Source organism: Paraburkholderia sp. D1E (assembly GCF_052682275.1).
The window spans coordinates 5,254,391-5,271,089 of the sequence record NZ_JBQYMB010000001.1 but is presented as its reverse complement, the minus strand read 5'-3'; the positions used below and the strand labels follow the sequence as shown (position 1 = coordinate 5,271,089).

Genomic DNA, 16,699 nt, shown 5'->3' with positions numbered 1-16,699 from the left:
GCCGCGCCTGAACACCGTGCGGCATAAACTGCATCGGGCGCCTGACTGAATCAACATCCTGCCGTTCGAGCGCGGCGAGGCTGTAACACCCTACCGCCTCAATTCGCCGCCTGCTTCGCCAACGCCCGCAATACATGCGCGGCCGCAGCAAAACCGAAACTCGCGGTCACACACACGCTCGATCCAAATCCCGCACAGTTCAAACCCACCGGTCCCGTATGACCCGGGGACGTCGTGACATGCTCCGCTTCCTCGTCGATATCGCACACGGCGGCCTCAGGGTAGATCAACGGCTCGTCTGAATACACCGCGCTCACCTTGAACTTCGCCTTCGGGCCACGCGGAAAGCCGTGCTGTTTGCGCAACTGTCCGCGCACTTTCGACAGCAACGGGTCTTGAATCGTCAACGCGAGATCGTCGATCCGAATGCGCGTCGGGTCCAGTTGGCCGCCCGCGCCTCCCACCGTTATCAACGGCTGCTTCTTCTCGACGCACCATGCGATCAACGCGGTCTTGGTGCGTACGCTGTCGATCGCATCGATCACGTAGTCGAAACCGCCGCCGAGCGTCGCCGCGAAATTGTCCGGCTCGACGAAGTCTTCAATCAGCCGCACGTCGCAGAACGGATTGATTGCCGCGATGCGTTCGGCCATCGCCTCGACCTTCGGTTTCCCGTAGTTACCGTCCAGCGCGTGGATCTGGCGGTTAGTGTTGCTCTCGGCGACATTGTCCAGATCGATCAAGGTCAGCGTGCCGACGGCGCTGCGCGCCAACGCCTCCGCCACCCATGAGCCGACCCCGCCGATGCCGATCACGGCAACGTGGGCCCCTTCGAACGCAGCAAGCGCCGGCGCGCCGTACAGGCGGGCAACGCCGCCGAAGCGCCGCGCGCGGTCGGCGGTTTCCCGCCCGTCGAGGCTGGTAGTAAGATCGGAATGCGCGGTGGTGCTGGACATGGTGGAAGGCTCGTTCAAAACAGGCAAAACAGAAAGTGATAAAAACGCTCAGGCGTTCGCAGCCCGTATTTTGCCTGATCACGACGATCCACATGGACGCGCCCATTCAGGCGCGAATGGCCGCAAACGGGGGGCGTGGATGTCCACACAGCGCGGTGGGCCTTGACCTGGTTGCGCGCAAAAAATTCACGCCCTGGCTATACTGGTTGTACTGTAGCGTTCGCATAAGAACATGACCTCCTCACTCGCCGAACTTCGAAAAAACTATTCGCTGGGTTCTTTGGACGTTGCCGATGTCAACCGCAACCCGTTTCGTCAATTCGATTCGTGGTTTCAACAAGCGGTAGACGCCCAACTGCCCGAGCCGAATACCATGACGCTGGCCACAGTCGACTCGCGCGGCCGGCCATCGGCGCGCATCGTGCTGATCAAAGGCGTCGACGAGCGTGGCTTTGTGTTCTTCACCAATTACGAAAGCCGCAAGGGCCGCGAACTTACCGCCAATCCCTACGCGAGCCTGCTGTTCTACTGGATCGAACTCGAACGCCAGGTGCGCGTCGAGGGCAGCATTGTCAAAACCAGCGCGGCAGAAAGCGATACGTATTTCGCCTCGCGGCCGCTCGGTTCGCGCATCGGTGCGTGGGCATCCAATCAAAGTCAGGTAATTGAAAGCCGTTCGCAGCTCGAAACACGCGAACGCGAGATCAGCCTGCAATATGGCGACCAACCGCCGCGCCCACCGCACTGGGGCGGATATCGTTTGGTACCCGAAGCAATCGAATTCTGGCAGGGCCGGCCGTCGCGCTTGCACGACCGTCTGCTCTACACGCGTTCAAGCGAACGCAGCGACTGGCAAATCTCCCGCCTATCGCCTTGAATGAATTGGAATACAACACGTACGCGCGTTGCCAACGCAGCAGCGCGCGGCGGCCGGATTGCGCTCCATGGCATAGGAGTTGCGCCGCAGTGAGCAGCGATCCGCACAGGCTTTGCTTTAATTCAACGGACACGGAGAAATCACATGTTCTGGGAGAAGAAGCTGGCGCAGTGGGTGGAAGAAGTAAAAACCAAGGCTAACCTGCCAGCACGCCTTGTGCTGTGGGACGGCCAGCAACATGACTTCGGGCAGTTCGCCGCGCCTCGGGTCACGCTACACGTCAAAAGCGCCACCGCGCTGCCGTACCTGCTCGAACCGAGCCTCGACAATCTGGGCGAGGCGTATGTGAAGGGCAAGATCGACATCGAAGGCAAGCTGTCGGACATCATCAACATTGGCTATCAGCTGGCGCGCAATACCGTCACGAGCGCGAGCAAGCTGGCGCGCGTCCGCCGCTACTTCCATCACTCGAAGTCGTCGGACAAAAAAGCCATTCAGTACCACTACGACGTCTCGAACGAGTTCTACAAGCTGTGGCTCGACGAGAACATGGTGTACTCGTGTGCGTACTTCGAGAATGGCGATGAAGATCTCGCCACCGCGCAGATCAAGAAGATCGACCACATCCTCACCAAGATCCAGTTGGAACCGGGGCAACGCCTGCTCGATATCGGCTGTGGCTGGGGTGCGCTCGTCCTGCGTGCAGCGCAGAAATTCGGCGCCCAGTGCGTCGGCGTGACGCTCTCGCAGAACCAGTTCGATCTCGCTACCGCACGCGTGAAAGCCGCAGGCCTGGAAAACCAGATCGAGATTCGTCTGCAGGATTATCGCGACATCGACGGACAGTTCGACCGCATCACCAGCGTCGGCATGTTCGAGCACGTCGGCCGCAAGAATCTGCCGGGTTACTTCCAGAAGATCCACGATCTGCTCGTCGACGACGGCGTCGCCATGAATCATGGCATCACCTCGAGCGATTCGGATAGCGGCGAAACCGCGCTGGGCGGTGGCGAATTCATCGACCGCTATGTATTTCCCGACGGCGAACTGCCGCACATCAGCCTCGCGCTCGAAGCAATGCAGCGCGGCGGGCTCGAAGCGGTTGACGTCGAAAGCCTGCGCCGTCACTATGCGCACACGCTGGACATCTGGGCGGAAAACTTCGAGACGCATGCGGACGAAGCCCGCATGCTGGTCGACGACGAGAAATTCCGCATCTGGCGGGTGTATCTTGCCGGCTGCGCGTACGCGTTCGAAACCGACGACGTCTCGATCTTCCAGGTGGTCTGCCGCAAGGCCGGTCGCAGCGCGAAGACCCTGCCGTGGTCGCGCCGCTATATGTACGACAAATCGTTGTGATACGGTTGCGCCGCGGCGACGTGCCGTCGCTGCGTTCCGGGGCTGCGTGCATTGCACGGGCGGCCCGACGCGGCGCAAACCTTAAACAGCAGGTCGAAGATCGATGGACCAAAGCGGGACAAGCGAAGTTGAACAGCCGGTGAGCGGCGAGCAAGACGCACAGGCTGACACCGAGCAGTTCGATCTGTTCGGGATGCCGGTGGAGCAGACGCAGGCCAGGCCCGATGCTGGCGGCAAGCCGCGCCCCGCGCCTGCCGAAGCCGACTTCTTACCTGCTGCCGCAGCTGCGGCAGCAGTAGCCGCCACGGCGCAGCCTGAGCTGCGACGTCAGCCGCGCGCGCAGGCAAGCAGCGCCACCTCACTTTGGCAGGACGAGGAAGAGGTGCCTTCAGGCGCAGCCGATCCTGACTCCGACGCCGCGCCGGTGGCTGCCCCTCATTCGCCGAAGAAACGCCGTACCCGCGACGTGCTCGCCGCTCCATCCTCTCCTGAACTCCTGGCGCTCGCCGCCGAACTGCCGTCGCAGGTCCATCTCGGTACGTCGACATGGTCGTTCCCGGGCTGGAACGGCATCGTCTACGGCGACGACTACAGCAACAGCAAACTCTCGCGCGAAGGTCTGACGGCTTATGGCGCGCATCCGCTGTTAAAGACAGTCAGCATCGACCGGTCGTTTTACCAGGCGCTCACCGTCACCGAATACTTGCGCTACGCGCAGCAGGTGCCGGAGCACTTCCGCTTCATCGTGAAAGCGCCGATGACGATCACCGACGCCACCGTGCGCGCCGAACGCGGCGAACCGGTCTCGCTGAACCCCTGCTTTCTGAACGCGCAAATGGCGATCGACGAGTTTGTCACGCCGTGTCTCGAAGGCCTCGGCACCAAGGCCGGTGCACTGGTGTTCCAGCTCTCGCCGTTGCCCGACCAGATGCTCGCGCAACCGGCGGCATTCATCGAGCGCCTCGCCGAGTTCCTGACAGCATTGCCGAAGCTACCTGAAGGCACGTGCTACGCGATTGAAATCCGCGACGCCAGTTTGCTCACGCCGCGGTTCATCCGCACGCTAAAAGCAGCGGGGGTGCGGTATTGCGTGGGGATTCATGCACGGATGCCGGATCCGCTGCGTCAGGCGGCGGCGCTCGCGCTGCTGGACGGCGAGCCAGCCGGCCCGCTGATCGTGCGCTGGAGCTTGCACGGCGGCTTCAAATACGAGCAGGCGAAGGCCAAGTACGAACCGTTCAACCAATTGGTCGATCGGGATCCGGCGACCCGCGCCTCGCTCGCCGAGCTGGCCGCACGCTATGCGCTGGCCGGCCAGCCGGTGGTGATCGCGATCAACAACAAGGCGGAAGGGTCGGCACCGTTAAGCTGCGTGGAACTGGCGCGGGCGATCATCGAAGCGTATGCGCGCCTCGCTCACGAGCCCGAGCATCCAGACGCGGACGAGCCCGAAAAGCCGGAGGAACCACTCAGCTCGCCTTGATCCGATGAGCGAACTTCTGACGAAACTTCGCGACCTTCGGCGCCACCACGAACGAGCAGTACCCCTGATTCGGGTGCTGCGCGAAATAGTTCTGGTGATACGCTTCGGCCGGCCAGTAGTTGCCGTCGAGCGGCAGCACCTGGGTGACGATCTGGCCGTCGTAGATAGCCTGTTCGCCGATCTCACTGATCGCCTGCTGTGCCGTTTCGCGCTGCGCGTCGGAATGGGTAAAGATCACCGAGCGGTATTGCGTGCCGACGTCGTTGCCCTGCCGGTTCAACTGGGTCGGATCGTGGATCGCGAAAAAAATATCGAGAATCTCGCGATAGCTGATCTTCGCCGGATCGAAGTCGACGTTCACGACTTCCGCGTGGCCCGTCACCCCGTCGCACACCTGTTCATAGGTCGGCCGCTGGGTCTGGCCGCCCGCATAACCCGACTCCACCGCGTTCACGCCTTCGACGCCCAGATACACCGCTTCGAGACACCAGAAACACCCGCCACCGAGGGTAGCGACTTCGCCTGTCTGACTCATGCTGCTTGCTCCTTGATTCCCATAGTCGGCTGATGCCTGCCTCGCTTAACCGCAACGCTCATGCCCGCGTCGAGACGTTCCAGCTTAGCGGTTTTTCCATTTACCGGCAGGCGGCGCGGCCAGTCCACCGCGATTACAGTTAAAATTGGGACAAATCGACGATTTTCACTATGACTTTTGAATCATTTGTTTCCGGCCGCACGCGCGATGGGTTCAGCCCGGGCTTCACCCGGCCTGGCACCAGGGCTTCCGCCCAATGAAGCGCGCCAGCCCACCCAATTTCGACCAGCCCGCCTTTAAACAGGCGCTCAGCCAATTCGCCACCGGCGTCACCGTCATTACAACGCGCGCAGCGTCCGGCCAATTGATCGGCATCACGGCCAGCTCGTTCAATTCGGTTTCGCTCAATCCGCCGCTGGTGCTATGGAGCCTCGCGACGCGCTCGGCGTCGATGCCGGTGTTCCGGGCGAACAGTCACTACGTGGTCAATGTGCTGGCTGCGTCGCAGCTCGATCTGTGCAAACGCTTCGCCACGGTGAAGGGTGATCGTTTCGAAGGTGTTTCGCATGCCGAAGGCGACACCGGCATGCCGGTGCTCGACGGCGCGCTCGCCTGGTTCGAATGCCATAACCGCAGCCGTTACGAAGAAGGCGATCACGTGATTTTCGTCGGCGAAGTGGAGCGCTGCGGCGTCCACGAGAATGCTGCGAAAATTGCGCCGCTGGTCTTCCAGAACGGCCAGTTTCACGGACTCAAGCCGCTCTGAACGCGGCGCCGCTGCGTATTAACAGCGGCCGCAAACAAGCGGTACATGCTGACGCAAGCTGACCGGCCGCTCGCACTCAGCTATGCGACGCGCTGTGTCCGCTGGTTTTCGGCACGAGCGACACCGGCACGCCCGAATCTTCCTTCAGCGTCTGAAGCACGATATTCGAACGAATATCCATCACGCCCGGCGCTTTATAAAGACGTTGCAGCACGAAATCCGAATAGTGTTTGAGATTGTGCGCGAGCACCCGCAACAGATAGTGGGTCTCGCCGGTCACGACAAACGCGCCGACCACTTCCGGCCAATCCCGCACCGCCTCTGCAAAACGCTCGTGCCAGTTCTCCTGGTCGTTGCGCATCGACACCTGCACAAACGCTTCCAGTTCGAAACCCAGCACTTCGCGATTCAGACACGCGCGGTAATGTTCGATGACGCCCTGCTCTTCGAGCAGGCGCAGGCGTCGTAGACAGGCCGATGGCGAGAGCGAAATACGCTCCGCGAGGTCAAGATTGCTGATCCGTCCTTCTTGCTGAAGCACCGTCAAGATACGGCAATCGGTGGCGTCGAGCGAGATCGCGTTCATATTCGGTCTCCCTTTCCCATTTGTCTCAAATTATGTTCCAAGACAGGGCGTAGAAGGAGATTTTTTCGCAATCACATTTCGCGGCAAGCCACCTATCATTCCTGGATAGACACAATCCGCCGATGGAGACATGGACACACTCTGGGACATCACCCCCGCCGTCGATACCGCGACGCCCGTCTGGCCCGGCGATACGCCGGTCGGCATCGAACGCGTATGGCGCATGGAGGCGGGCTCGCCCGTCAACGTCGCGCGACTGACCTTGTCGCCGCACACCGGCGCCCACACCGACGCCCCGCTTCACTACGACGCAGAAGGCGCGGCGATCGGGCAAGTTCCGCTCGATGCGTACCTTGGACGCTGCCGTGTGATTCATTGCATCGGCGCTTCGCCTGTTGTCACGCCACAACACCTGAGCGGCTCACTCGACGACCTGCCGCCGCGAGTCTTACTACGCACTTACAAAATCGCGCCGACGACGGCTTGGGACAGCGCATTCTGCGCGGTCGCGCCCGAAACAATCGATCTGCTGGCGGCGAAAGGTGTGAAGCTGATCGGGATCGATACGCCGTCGCTCGATCCGCAGGAATCGAAGACGATGGACGCGCACCATCGGATTCGCGCGCACCGCATGGCGATTCTCGAAGGCATCGTGCTGGACGCCGTCGCACCCGGCGACTACGAACTGATCGCGCTGCCGCTCAAGCTGACTACGCTCGATGCGAGCCCTGTGCGCGCCGTGTTGCGTGCGTTGCCCGAATCTCGCTGATTACCGATGCCCTGCAAGGCTGAACAACCGCATTCATCGTATTCACCGAACTCCTTGATCTGACTGACTGGACCACCATGAACACTCGTGACGAAGCCCTGGCGCTCGATAGCGCCGACCCGCTCGCAACGCTGCGCGACCAGTTCGCGCTATCGTCGACGACCATCTATCTCGACGGCAACTCGCTCGGCGTGCCGCCGGCCGCCGCCGCGCAGCGCGCGCAGACCGTGATCGGCGCCGAGTGGGGTGAAGGCCTGATTCGCAGCTGGAACACCGCTGGCTGGTTCGAATTACCGCGCCGCCTTGGCAACAAGCTCGCGCCGCTAATCGGTGCGGCCGAAAACGAAGTCGTCGTCACCGATACGATTTCGATCAACCTGTTCAAGCTTTTGTCGGCTGCCGTGCGCTTGGCGAACGCACGCGATCCGAAGCGTCGCGTGATCGTTTCTGAGCGCTCGAATTTCCCGACCGATCTGTACATCGCACAAGGGCTGATCGAACAACTCGACCGCGGGTATGAATTGCGCCTCGTCGACGATCCGTCCGAGCTGCCTGCCGCGATCGGCGACGACACCGCGATCGCCATGATCACGCACGTGAACTATCGCACCGGCTACATGCACGACATGGCCGCGCTGACCAAACTGATCCACGACAAGGGCGCTCTTGCGCTGTGGGACCTCGCACATTCGGCAGGCGCGGTGCCGGTCGACCTGAATGGCGTCGGCGCGGACTATGCAGTAGGGTGCACGTATAAGTATCTGAACGGCGGCCCGGGCTCGCCGGCATTCGTGTGGGTGCCCAAGCGTCATCAAAACGATTTCGCGCAGCCGCTGTCCGGTTGGTGGGGACATCGCGCGCCGTTCAAGATGGACCCGGCATATCAACCCGATGACGGTATCGGGCGCTTCCTGTGCGGCACCCAGCCGATGGTGTCGATGTCGCTGGTCGAATGCGGGCTCGATGTGTTCCTGCAAACAGATATGCAGACGATTCGCGCGAAGTCGCTCGCGCTGACCGATCTGTTTATCGAACTGGTCGAAGCGCGTTGCGGCGAATTTCCTTTGAAGCTCGTGACGCCGCGTGAGCATGCGCAGCGAGGTTCGCATGCGAGCTTCGAGCATCCGCACGGCTATGAAGTGATGCAGGCGTTGATCGCGCGTGGCGTGATCGGAGATTATCGCGAGCCTCATGTGCTGCGGTTTGGTTTTACGCCGCTGTACACGCGCTTTGTCGATGTGTGGGATGCGGTGGAGACGCTGCGTGATGTGCTTGCGCAAGAGACCTGGCGAGCACCTGAATTTGCCGCTCGCGGCGCTGTGACCTAAGGAGCGCGCGATGACCGATCACATGCAAACGCCGGGATTGCCGGAAGAGAAACCGGCGCAAGGATGTCCGTTTGGGCATGGTAGTGGGGTTGCTCAGGCGGCGCTCGTTGCCTCCGCTGCCTCAGTACCTTCCGATTCCGGCGATGGCTGGCATGACGCACAACTCGATTTTTCGGAGTCGATGAGTTACGGCGATTATCTGTCGTTGGGGACGGTACTGGATGCGCAGCATCCGTTATCGCCGGATCACAACGAGATGCTGTTCATCATCCAGCATCAGACGAGCGAGTTGTGGATGAAGCTCGCGCTGTATGAGTTGCGCGCGGCGTTGAAGGCGGTACATCGCGATGAGTTGCCGCCGGCGTTCAAGATGCTTGCTCGCGTGTCGCGGATCATGGAGCAGCTTGTGCAGGCATGGAGCGTTCTCGCGACGATGACGCCGTCGGAGTACACGGCGATGCGGCCTTATCTGGGTAGCTCTTCCGGGTTCCAGTCTTATCAGTATCGGCAGATTGAGTTTCTGCTTGGGAATAAAAATGAACAGATGCTGAAACCGCATGCGCATCGGCCGGATGTTCTTGCTGAGGTGACGGCTTCGCTGGAAGCGCCTTCGTTTTACGACGAGGTGGTTCGGCTGCTGTCGCGGCGTGGGTTTGAGATTTCACCGTCGAGGTTGGATCGGGACTGGACGCAGCCGACTACGCATGATGCTTCTGTTGAGGCGGCCTGGCTGGAGGTCTATCGGAATCCGTCGCAGCATTGGGAGTTGTATGAGATGGCGGAGGAACTTGTCGACCTCGAGGATGCGTTTCGACAGTGGCGGTTCAGGCATGTGACGACGGTTGAGCGGATCATCGGCTTTAAGCAAGGCACGGGCGGCACGAGTGGCGCGCCTTATCTGCGAAAGATGCTGGATGTGGTTCTGTTTCCGGAGCTTTGGCATGTGAGGACGATGCTTTAAAGCGTGTTTGCGTGTTTGCCAATTCGCAATGTATTGGCAACGTTCACAAAACACGCGGCGATCCGGAGACGCGTCGGTTCGAATGTAAAGATTGGTCATAACTCGCGCGTTTAGCCTGTGTCGTTGATCGTCTTAAAAAACGGTTGGGGTAGATTTCTATGTGCCGTTGGAAAGACGGCCGGGTGTGAGAGCCCGAACGGTAGTTCGCATAACCTACATTCGTAGGTCGTGCACTTGCTTCTGCACGTCTATTCAATGGGCGGGTCGCAGTGAGGGGACCGAAAGGTCCACCGGTTTGAACTACCGCCGGTCTCTCAAACTCGCTACGTGCCCGCTCACCCCAACGATTAGTTCGCGAGTGTCGGGCGATTCACGAACGCACCGGAAATCGCACATGGCCAAAACCACGAAGAAAACTCAACCTGCATCACGCCCGCCTGTTGATGCGCTCCAGTATGAAAAACTTGCACTGTCGGCGTTTGGAGCATGCGATCGGCAAATCCGGCAGCTTCGAACACTGATTGATCTCGCGGCGAGCATCATGCGATGCCCTGCTACGACGGTCGAGGAAAGACGCCGTGAGCGCAACCTGCTGGAACACTTGCTCTATACCGTCGAGCAATATCAGCAGGAAGTTGAATGCGACCGTGACCTGTACCAGGTGATCGCGCTCGATGCGAAGGGGGTTGCTCACAGTCGCATCACCGCCAAGCTTGCGACGAAACTTCTTTCAGATGCCGCGGCGGTGGGACGCGATGCAGGGGAAACGGCAGCCGAAGCTGCGCCGGACGAAACTGTGACGCGTAAGCAGGAGCGCGTAAAGACTGCCACGCATGCGCGGGTTGATGCGCGGCAGGCAACAGTGAAGCACTAAAGTGAAGTAGCGACCACCACGTCGCCGCAAGAAGAAAAGGCGCGATCGTGCGGGCCGTAGAACTTCATTCGCGGCCTGACGGTCGTGCGAGTGACGTCCCAGGTAGGATTCCCGTTACACCGTGGGCGTGCCGATACGAATCCGTAGCAGACAAACCAGTTACCTCGCCGTATAACCCCCATCAATCGGCAAACAAACCCCACTAATCATCGAAGCCGCATCGCTTAACAAAAACATAATCGGCGCGGCGATCTCCGCGGACTCCGCGAACCGCCGCAAAGGAATCGCCTTCAAAGCGGGATCGCGTTTCGCAGGATCACTCCACGCCTGCACGGCCATCGGCGTCAAAGTCACCGTCGGATTCACGCTATTCACCCGAATGCCGTAGGGTCCCAGTTCGATACACAAAGCACGCGTAATAGCATCAAGCGCCGCTTTGGAAGCCGAATAGCTCAAATGGTCATCCAGCGCCACAAGCGCAGCCTGACTGGAAACATTCACGATACTGCCGGCACGCTTAGTATCGATCATCCCGCGAGCCACGTGCTTGGCAACCAGCACCGCCCCACGCGCATTCACCCCCATCACGCGATCGAAGCTGGCACCCGTCGTATCCACCGCCCGCTCAAGCAAAGCAATCCCTGCGCAGTTCACGAGCCCATCGAACGCATCGAGTGAACCCAATGCATCATCGATACCGGCTTCGTCGCTTACGTCGAGCGTCAACGGTTCGCATCCCGTTTCCTCAGCCAATCGCGCGAGCTCATTCACATTGCGCGCCGCCGCGACCACATTCGCACCGGACGCGCACAACGCTTCAACCGTAGCCCGTCCAATTCCGCTCGACGCTCCCGTAACCAGAATCGACTTACCAGAAAAATCAAAAGTAACATTCATGATGTCTGCAATCGATGCATGACCGGCTTCAACGCCGGATACAAATCCGTATAAATACCAAATCGCTGTTCGTACAACGCCATTCGTTGCGCGTTCGGCTCCGCTCGTTCGATCAACGTCACCCATCCGCCCTGCGCTTCTTCGCGCGATACGAGACCGACGCCAACACCGGCCAACAGGGCGGCCCCCATCGCGGCCTCCACTTCCTGCTCGATCGTATAGACCGGATAGCCGGTAATGTCCGCGATGATCTGCATCCACAAATCCGAATGCGCCGCCCCGCCCACCACAATCAGCTTGTCATCCAACGATTGCGCGCCTTTACGTCCCGCTTCGATGTTGTGTTTCAACGCGAACGACACACCCTCCAACACCGCCCGATACAAGTGCGCCCGCGTGTGAAACAGGCTCAAACCAACAAACGCACCACTCGCCTTGGCATCCCACACAGGGCTGCGTTCGCCCATCAAATACGGCAAGAACATCACACCGTCCGAACCCGCCGGAATCTGTGAAGCGCTCTCTTCCAGCAACCGATGCGGATCCCCATTCGGCATCGCGCGTGCGGCCTCAGTCTCCGCATGACAAAATTGCTCGCGATACCACGTCACCGAAGCACCCGCCGTAATCGCACCGCCAAATACGTAAATATCGCGCTGACCGTTGAACACATGCGGCATGCTGATCAACCCATGCCGCGCGTCGACAGTCTGGTTGATATACCCCCAGCACATACTCGTGCCGATCATCGCAACATGTTGCCCGGCGCGCGTGACGCCTGCGGCAAACGTCGCCACCGCCGCATCCACGCCACCCGCGACGATTGCCGTGCCCGCCTCCAATCCAAGCTGTTCGGTCCACTGCGATAACAACCCGCCCACCACTTCGGACGACTCCACTAACCGCTCCGGCATCATCGTCGCGGGAATGCCCAGCATGTCGAGTGCTTCATCCGACCAGTCGCGTTTGGCGATGTCGTAAATACCGCCGATATTGCCCGCCGAACTATGATCGACGGCGACCTCGCCAGTCAGCATATAAATCACATAGGCATTCGGCGGCAGAAAGTAACGCGTATGCGCCCACACATCCGGCTCATGGTCACGCAGCCACAGCATCTTCGTGTAACCGTAGTAGCTGTCCACGCCATTGCCCGTGATGGCATACAGTCGCTCGAGGTCGATGTTTTCACGCACCCACTCGACCTGGCCGGTCGCGCGCCGGTCCATCCAGATCAGACACGGATAGAGCGGCCGCATATCGCTATCGACGGGAATCCCCGAACCGCCATACAGACTGCTCACGCACAACGCCTTGATCGACTTCGCTGCGACGCCCGCCTCCTTCGCCTTGCCGACGCACGCCGCGATGCATTCCACCACGGCCTTCAACCACACCGCAGGCCATTGTTCTGCCCATAGCGGCTTAGGCGTATCCGGCTGATAGCTCGACGCATGCTGCGCGACGATCGCGCCGTGCTGATCGACCAGCAGCGCCTTGGTGCTCTGCGTACCGATATCGACGCCGATGACGTAATCCATACAGTCTCCGTTTGTGTGCCGCTCGTCCTTGACACGCGCTGCGCTAGATCCTCAGGCGCGCGGCTTCAATAACACCTTGATCGAATCGAGCGAGTTAGCGACCTTGATCGCCTCGTCCCATTCTTCCAACGAAAAGCCGTGCGTGACAATGCCCCTCGACGTAACGAGTCCACGCGCCAGCAAGTCGATCGCAATCGGATAACAGTATGGGCCGAGATGCGCGCCGCGTACATCGAGCTCCTTGCGATCGCCGATCACCGACCAGTCCAGCGTCGTATCCGCACCGAACACCGAAAACTCGACGAAACGCCCAAGCTTGCGAATCAGGTCCATGCCCTGATTAACGCCGATCGGCGCGCCGGTCGTTTCGATGTAGACGTCGCAACCATAGCCGTCGGTCAGCGAATGAATGATCGCCAGCGCATCCTCCTGCTTCGGATTGATCGTCACGTCCGCGCCGTATTCACGTGCGAGTGTCAGGCGCTCTTCAACCAGATCGATCACGACCAACTTCTTTGGCGTCTTGAGATGGGCGATTTGCGTCATCATCAAACCAAGCGGACCCGCACCTGCGATCACCACCACGTCATCGAGTTGCAACTCGCCGCGATTCACCGTGTGGATCGCACACGCCAGCGGTTCGATGATAGCCGCATCTTCGAGTGAGATGCCGTCGGGAATCTTGTGGACGATCGCCGTCGGCGGAATGCGCATGTACTCGGCCATGCCGCCGTCGGCGACTTCGCGCTGGAAGCCAAAGATATTGTGCACTTCGCACATCCAGTACTGGCCGGATTTGCAGTAACGGCACTTACCGCACGGCACGATCTGTTCGGCGATCACGCGGTCGCCCATCTTCACGTCGAAGTGATCGGCGGCGCCCTCACCGATTTCTTCGACGAAACCAAAAAACTCGTGGCCCGGAATCACCGGCGCTTTGACCCAGGGGCTTGGGCCGCCCCAGAACATCTTCGCGCCCGAATGACACTTGCAGTCGCTCGCGCAGATGCCACACGCGGCGATGCGGATCACCAGTTCATGCGCACGCGCCTTCGGCTTCGACACCTGTTCGACGCGATAGTCTTTCGGTGCGTGGCAAACAATCGCCGTCATTTCCTGCTTACCGGATTGGGTGGATTCAGTGGACTGAGTCATTACATGGTCCTGCTTAAAAGAGGTCGGTTAAAAGTTACTTTCTACGGTCGCGGCTGATGTAGATCGCCAGCAAAATAATTCCGCCCTTGATCACGTTCTGCACATACGGATTCACGCCGACCATGTTCAGGCCGTTGTTCAGTACGCCGAGTAGCAACGCGCCGATCAGAGTGCCGATGATCGAGCCGCGTCCGCCGGAGATCGAGGTGCCACCCATCACCACGGCGGCGATGGCGTCGAGTTCAAAGCCAACACCCGCATTCGGCTGGCCACTCATCAAACGCGCGGTCAACACAATGGCGGCGAAAGCGGAGGTCAAACCGGCAATCGAGTAGACGATCAGCTTCACGCGAGCCACACGTACGCCGGATAAGCGCGTCGCCTGCTCGTTGCCGCCAATCGCATACACGTAGCGGCCGAATGGCATGCGTTCAAGCAACACCCAGGCAAGCGCATAGATCACCACCATGATCACAACCGGCGCCTGGATGCCAAATATCTTGCCGCTGCCGAAGAAGCTGACCCAGTCAGGCAGGCCGTCGATCGGATAGCCGCCGGTGTAGATCAGCGCGAGGCCGCGCGCGATACCCATGGTGGCGAGCGTGACGATGATCGGCGGCATACCGGCGAATGCAACGAAGAACCCGTTCGCGGCGCCAAAGCCCAATCCGACTGCGATGCCGACCGCCAATGCAGCGACTGCGTTCATCCCGGCCACCATCAAGCCCGCGGCGAGCGTACCCGCCAAAGCCATCACGGAGCCCACCGACAGATCAATGCCACCGGTCAGAATCACGCACGTCATCCCCACGGCGATGATCGCGTTGATCGACACCTGGCGCAGCACGTTTTCGATGTTCGCAGCGGAGAGAAAACTGTCGCTCGCGAACACCATCACGATGCACACCACCAGCAAGCCGATGAACGGATAGAAGAGCGTCGAGCGTTTCAACGCGGCCCACGTATAGCGCACCGGTGCACCGGGCGTATCACTACTGACGGTCGAGGTTTTCGGCGATGAAGAAGGATTAGGCGTGTTCATGGGGTGCTCCACGGGTGCCGGCTGTTGCATAGGTCATCACGGCGTTCGAGTCGATCCCGTCGCCTTCGAGCATCGCTTCGATGCGGCCCTGCCTGAACACGGCGACGCGGTCACACATGCCGACAATCTCCGGGAGTTCGGACGAAATCATGATGATCGAGTAGCCGCGCGCGGTGAGTTCGCGCATCAGCAGATAGATTTCGGCTTTGGCGCCGACGTCGATGCCGCGCGTCGGTTCGTCGAAGATGAGAATGTTGGTGTGGTGATTCAGCCAGCGGGCGATCACCACTTTTTGCTGATTGCCACCTGAGAGTGTCGCGACTTCGGTATGCATCGTCGGCGCTTTAACGCCGACGCGCTTCATGATGTCGGCGGTGGCACGCGCTTCGCTGCGCTGATCGATGAAGAAACGCAGTGAGCGGTATTTGCCGAGGTTGTTGATCGAGATATTCTGTTTGATCGAGAAATCGGTAATCAGACCTTCGGTCTTGCGGCTCTCCGGCAGAATACCGACACCGGCGCGCAACGCATCGGCAGGATCGGATAGTTTTGCGGCTGTGCCGTTGATGCGGATTTCCTTCACGTAAGCTGGGTCCGCGCCGATCACGGCCAGCGCGGTTTCCGTGCGCCCCGAACCGACCAGTCCCGCAAAGCCGAGAATCTCGCCCTCGCGCAGCGTGAACCTCAGCATCGGGCTGTCTTTGAGCAACTGCAGTTTGTCGACCGCGAGCACGATCTTCGCATCGGCGCGCAGCGGCGGCTTTGGCGGAAAGCTGTTCTCGATGCGGCGCCCCACCATCATTTCCACGAGATGGCTCACATCGGATTCCGCAACCTCGGTCATGCCGACGTACTGACCGTCGCGCAACACGGTAATGCGATCACACACTTCGAAAATCTCTTCGAGGTGGTGCGAGATGAAGATCATCGCCACGCCCTGCGTCTTCAGATCACGCATGATCGCGAACAGATGTTCAGCTTCGGCCGGGGTTAGCGTCGCGGTCGGTTCATCCAGAATCAGAATGCGTGCCTCCAACGACAACGTCTTGCCAATTTCAACAAACTGCTGCTGCGCGATCGACAGTTCACGAATCGGCACCGATAAGTCGATCGTCACGCCCAGGCGCTGAAAAATCGCGGCTGCCGCGCGCCGCATCTTGCCGCGTTCGAGCAGACCGAAACCGTTCTTCAACTCGCGGCCGAGAAACATGTTCTCCACCGCGTTCAGATACGGAATCAGGCTGAACTCCTGAAACACAATGCCGACGCCCGCGGCAACCGCGTCGTGATAGTTCGTGAAGTGGCGCGCTTCGCCCGCGATCGTGATCGTGCCTTCGTCGGGCTGATAGATGCCGCACAGGATTTTCATCAATGTCGATTTGCCGGCACCATTTTCGCCGAGCAACGCGTGAATCTCGCCACGCGAAATTTCCAGGTGAATGCCTTGCAGCGCCTTTACGCCTGGAAAGCTTTTGGTGATGTTGTCGAGCTTGAGTATCGTGTCCATCGGGTCCTCCTCTGCTGCTCGCCGCCGCGCTTATCGAACCCAGCGACGGCGGCGAGCATTCGA

The 16,699-nt window shown here is 60.1% G+C and carries 16 protein-coding genes; 8 read left to right on the top strand and 8 right to left on the bottom strand.

Going from position 1 to position 16,699, the window contains the following annotated elements; all coding sequences use genetic code 11:
* Positions 1 to 98: 98 nt before the first annotated feature.
* On the bottom strand, positions 99 to 956 hold the full coding sequence (tcdA, locus tag ACUN0E_RS23665) for a tRNA cyclic N6-threonylcarbamoyladenosine(37) synthase TcdA (RefSeq protein WP_445568110.1): 858 nt from the start codon (positions 954 to 956) through the stop codon (positions 99 to 101).
* Between the two features lie 232 nt (positions 957 to 1,188).
* On the opposite strand from tcdA, the gene pdxH reads away from it, so the two are divergent.
* The 3 genes from pdxH to ACUN0E_RS23650 all read left to right on the top strand — a co-directional run bounded on the left by pdxH (position 1,189) and on the right by ACUN0E_RS23650 (position 4,675).
* Complete coding sequence (gene pdxH / locus ACUN0E_RS23660) at positions 1,189 to 1,833, top strand: pyridoxamine 5'-phosphate oxidase (protein WP_408235013.1); 645 nt, start codon at positions 1,189 to 1,191, stop codon at positions 1,831 to 1,833.
* A gap of 144 nt (positions 1,834 to 1,977) precedes the next feature.
* Complete coding sequence (locus tag ACUN0E_RS23655; RefSeq protein WP_445568109.1) at positions 1,978 to 3,192, top strand: class I SAM-dependent methyltransferase; 1,215 nt, start codon at positions 1,978 to 1,980, stop codon at positions 3,190 to 3,192.
* 103 nt (positions 3,193 to 3,295) lie between these two features.
* On the top strand, positions 3,296 to 4,675 hold the full coding sequence (locus tag ACUN0E_RS23650; RefSeq protein WP_445568108.1) for a DUF72 domain-containing protein: 1,380 nt from the start codon (positions 3,296 to 3,298) through the stop codon (positions 4,673 to 4,675).
* On the opposite strand, the gene msrA is transcribed toward ACUN0E_RS23650, so the two are convergent.
* Positions 4,662 to 5,210: a peptide-methionine (S)-S-oxide reductase MsrA gene (msrA, locus tag ACUN0E_RS23645; protein WP_445568107.1), complete on the bottom strand. Its 549-nt coding sequence runs from the start codon at positions 5,208 to 5,210 to the stop codon at positions 4,662 to 4,664. The two genes, ACUN0E_RS23650 and msrA, sit on opposite strands and share 14 nt — an antisense overlap.
* Before the next feature lie 256 nt (positions 5,211 to 5,466).
* Between msrA and ACUN0E_RS23640 the strand changes: the two genes are divergently transcribed.
* Positions 5,467 to 5,976, top strand: coding sequence for a flavin reductase family protein (locus tag ACUN0E_RS23640; protein ID WP_445568106.1), 510 nt, complete (start codon positions 5,467 to 5,469; stop codon positions 5,974 to 5,976).
* 76 nt (positions 5,977 to 6,052) lie between these two features.
* On the opposite strand, the gene ACUN0E_RS23635 is transcribed toward ACUN0E_RS23640, so the two are convergent.
* Entirely contained in the window at positions 6,053 to 6,562 is a 510-nt protein-coding gene (locus ACUN0E_RS23635) for an Lrp/AsnC family transcriptional regulator (RefSeq protein WP_408206662.1), read from the bottom strand.
* Between the two features lie 130 nt (positions 6,563 to 6,692).
* Between ACUN0E_RS23635 and kynB the strand changes: the two genes are divergently transcribed.
* The 4 genes from kynB (at position 6,693) to ACUN0E_RS23615 (ending at position 10,494) form a co-directional block, all read left to right on the top strand.
* Complete coding sequence (gene kynB / locus ACUN0E_RS23630) at positions 6,693 to 7,331, top strand: arylformamidase (protein WP_445568105.1); 639 nt, start codon at positions 6,693 to 6,695, stop codon at positions 7,329 to 7,331.
* A gap of 77 nt (positions 7,332 to 7,408) precedes the next feature.
* On the top strand, positions 7,409 to 8,659 hold the full coding sequence (gene kynU / locus ACUN0E_RS23625) for a kynureninase (protein ID WP_445568104.1): 1,251 nt from the start codon (positions 7,409 to 7,411) through the stop codon (positions 8,657 to 8,659).
* Between the two features lie 10 nt (positions 8,660 to 8,669).
* Positions 8,670 to 9,620 carry a tryptophan 2,3-dioxygenase gene (gene kynA / locus ACUN0E_RS23620; protein ID WP_445568103.1) on the top strand — a complete coding sequence of 317 codons (951 nt, stop codon included), beginning with the start codon at positions 8,670 to 8,672 and terminating at the stop codon, positions 9,618 to 9,620.
* A 394-nt stretch (positions 9,621 to 10,014) separates the two neighbouring features.
* Positions 10,015 to 10,494, top strand: a complete 480-nt coding sequence (locus tag ACUN0E_RS23615; RefSeq protein WP_445568102.1) for a hypothetical protein — start codon at positions 10,015 to 10,017, stop codon at positions 10,492 to 10,494.
* A gap of 159 nt (positions 10,495 to 10,653) precedes the next feature.
* On the opposite strand, the gene ACUN0E_RS23610 is transcribed toward ACUN0E_RS23615, so the two are convergent.
* Genes ACUN0E_RS23610 through ACUN0E_RS23590 form a run of 5 tightly spaced genes read right to left on the bottom strand, consistent with a single transcriptional unit; the run spans position 10,654 to position 16,636 of the window.
* Positions 10,654 to 11,391, bottom strand: a complete 738-nt coding sequence (locus tag ACUN0E_RS23610; protein WP_445570508.1) for an SDR family oxidoreductase — start codon at positions 11,389 to 11,391, stop codon at positions 10,654 to 10,656.
* A complete protein-coding gene (locus ACUN0E_RS23605) occupies positions 11,388 to 12,932 on the bottom strand; it encodes an FGGY-family carbohydrate kinase (protein ID WP_445568101.1) in 1,545 nt (514 codons plus the stop codon). The genes ACUN0E_RS23610 and ACUN0E_RS23605 overlap by 4 nt, the downstream gene beginning before the upstream one ends.
* Positions 12,933 to 12,983: 51 nt before the next feature.
* A complete protein-coding gene (locus ACUN0E_RS23600) occupies positions 12,984 to 14,087 on the bottom strand; it encodes an alcohol dehydrogenase catalytic domain-containing protein (protein WP_445568100.1) in 1,104 nt (367 codons plus the stop codon).
* A gap of 34 nt (positions 14,088 to 14,121) precedes the next feature.
* On the bottom strand, positions 14,122 to 15,129 hold the full coding sequence (locus ACUN0E_RS23595) for an ABC transporter permease (RefSeq protein WP_408234977.1): 1,008 nt from the start codon (positions 15,127 to 15,129) through the stop codon (positions 14,122 to 14,124).
* Positions 15,116 to 16,636: a sugar ABC transporter ATP-binding protein gene (locus ACUN0E_RS23590; RefSeq protein ID WP_445568099.1), complete on the bottom strand. Its 1,521-nt coding sequence runs from the start codon at positions 16,634 to 16,636 to the stop codon at positions 15,116 to 15,118. The genes ACUN0E_RS23595 and ACUN0E_RS23590 overlap by 14 nt, the downstream gene beginning before the upstream one ends.
* Positions 16,637 to 16,699 lie beyond the last annotated feature (63 nt).

What these genes read in the sequence shown, in the direction of transcription:
- ACUN0E_RS23640 (WP_445568106.1), top strand. Translation starts at nt 5,467, where the DNA reads ATGAAGCGCGCCAGCCCACCCAATTTCGACCAGCCCGCCTTTAAACAG.
- pdxH (WP_408235013.1), top strand. Translation starts at nt 1,189, where the DNA reads ATGACCTCCTCACTCGCCGAACTTCGAAAAAACTATTCGCTGGGTTCT.
- msrA (WP_445568107.1), bottom strand. Translation starts at nt 5,210, where the DNA reads ATGAGTCAGACAGGCGAAGTCGCTACCCTCGGTGGCGGGTGTTTCTGG.
- ACUN0E_RS23590 (WP_445568099.1), bottom strand. Translation starts at nt 16,636, where the DNA reads ATGGACACGATACTCAAGCTCGACAACATCACCAAAAGCTTTCCAGGC.
- kynU (WP_445568104.1), top strand. Translation starts at nt 7,409, where the DNA reads ATGAACACTCGTGACGAAGCCCTGGCGCTCGATAGCGCCGACCCGCTC.
- kynA (WP_445568103.1), top strand. Translation starts at nt 8,670, where the DNA reads ATGACCGATCACATGCAAACGCCGGGATTGCCGGAAGAGAAACCGGCG.
- ACUN0E_RS23615 (WP_445568102.1), top strand. Translation starts at nt 10,015, where the DNA reads ATGGCCAAAACCACGAAGAAAACTCAACCTGCATCACGCCCGCCTGTT.
- ACUN0E_RS23650 (WP_445568108.1), top strand. Translation starts at nt 3,296, where the DNA reads ATGGACCAAAGCGGGACAAGCGAAGTTGAACAGCCGGTGAGCGGCGAG.
- ACUN0E_RS23600 (WP_445568100.1), bottom strand. Translation starts at nt 14,087, where the DNA reads ATGACTCAGTCCACTGAATCCACCCAATCCGGTAAGCAGGAAATGACG.
- ACUN0E_RS23655 (WP_445568109.1), top strand. Translation starts at nt 1,978, where the DNA reads ATGTTCTGGGAGAAGAAGCTGGCGCAGTGGGTGGAAGAAGTAAAAACC.
- ACUN0E_RS23605 (WP_445568101.1), bottom strand. Translation starts at nt 12,932, where the DNA reads ATGGATTACGTCATCGGCGTCGATATCGGTACGCAGAGCACCAAGGCG.
- ACUN0E_RS23595 (WP_408234977.1), bottom strand. Translation starts at nt 15,129, where the DNA reads ATGAACACGCCTAATCCTTCTTCATCGCCGAAAACCTCGACCGTCAGT.
- ACUN0E_RS23610 (WP_445570508.1), bottom strand. Translation starts at nt 11,391, where the DNA reads ATGAATGTTACTTTTGATTTTTCTGGTAAGTCGATTCTGGTTACGGGA.
- kynB (WP_445568105.1), top strand. Translation starts at nt 6,693, where the DNA reads ATGGACACACTCTGGGACATCACCCCCGCCGTCGATACCGCGACGCCC.
- ACUN0E_RS23635 (WP_408206662.1), bottom strand. Translation starts at nt 6,562, where the DNA reads ATGAACGCGATCTCGCTCGACGCCACCGATTGCCGTATCTTGACGGTG.
- tcdA (WP_445568110.1), bottom strand. Translation starts at nt 956, where the DNA reads ATGTCCAGCACCACCGCGCATTCCGATCTTACTACCAGCCTCGACGGG.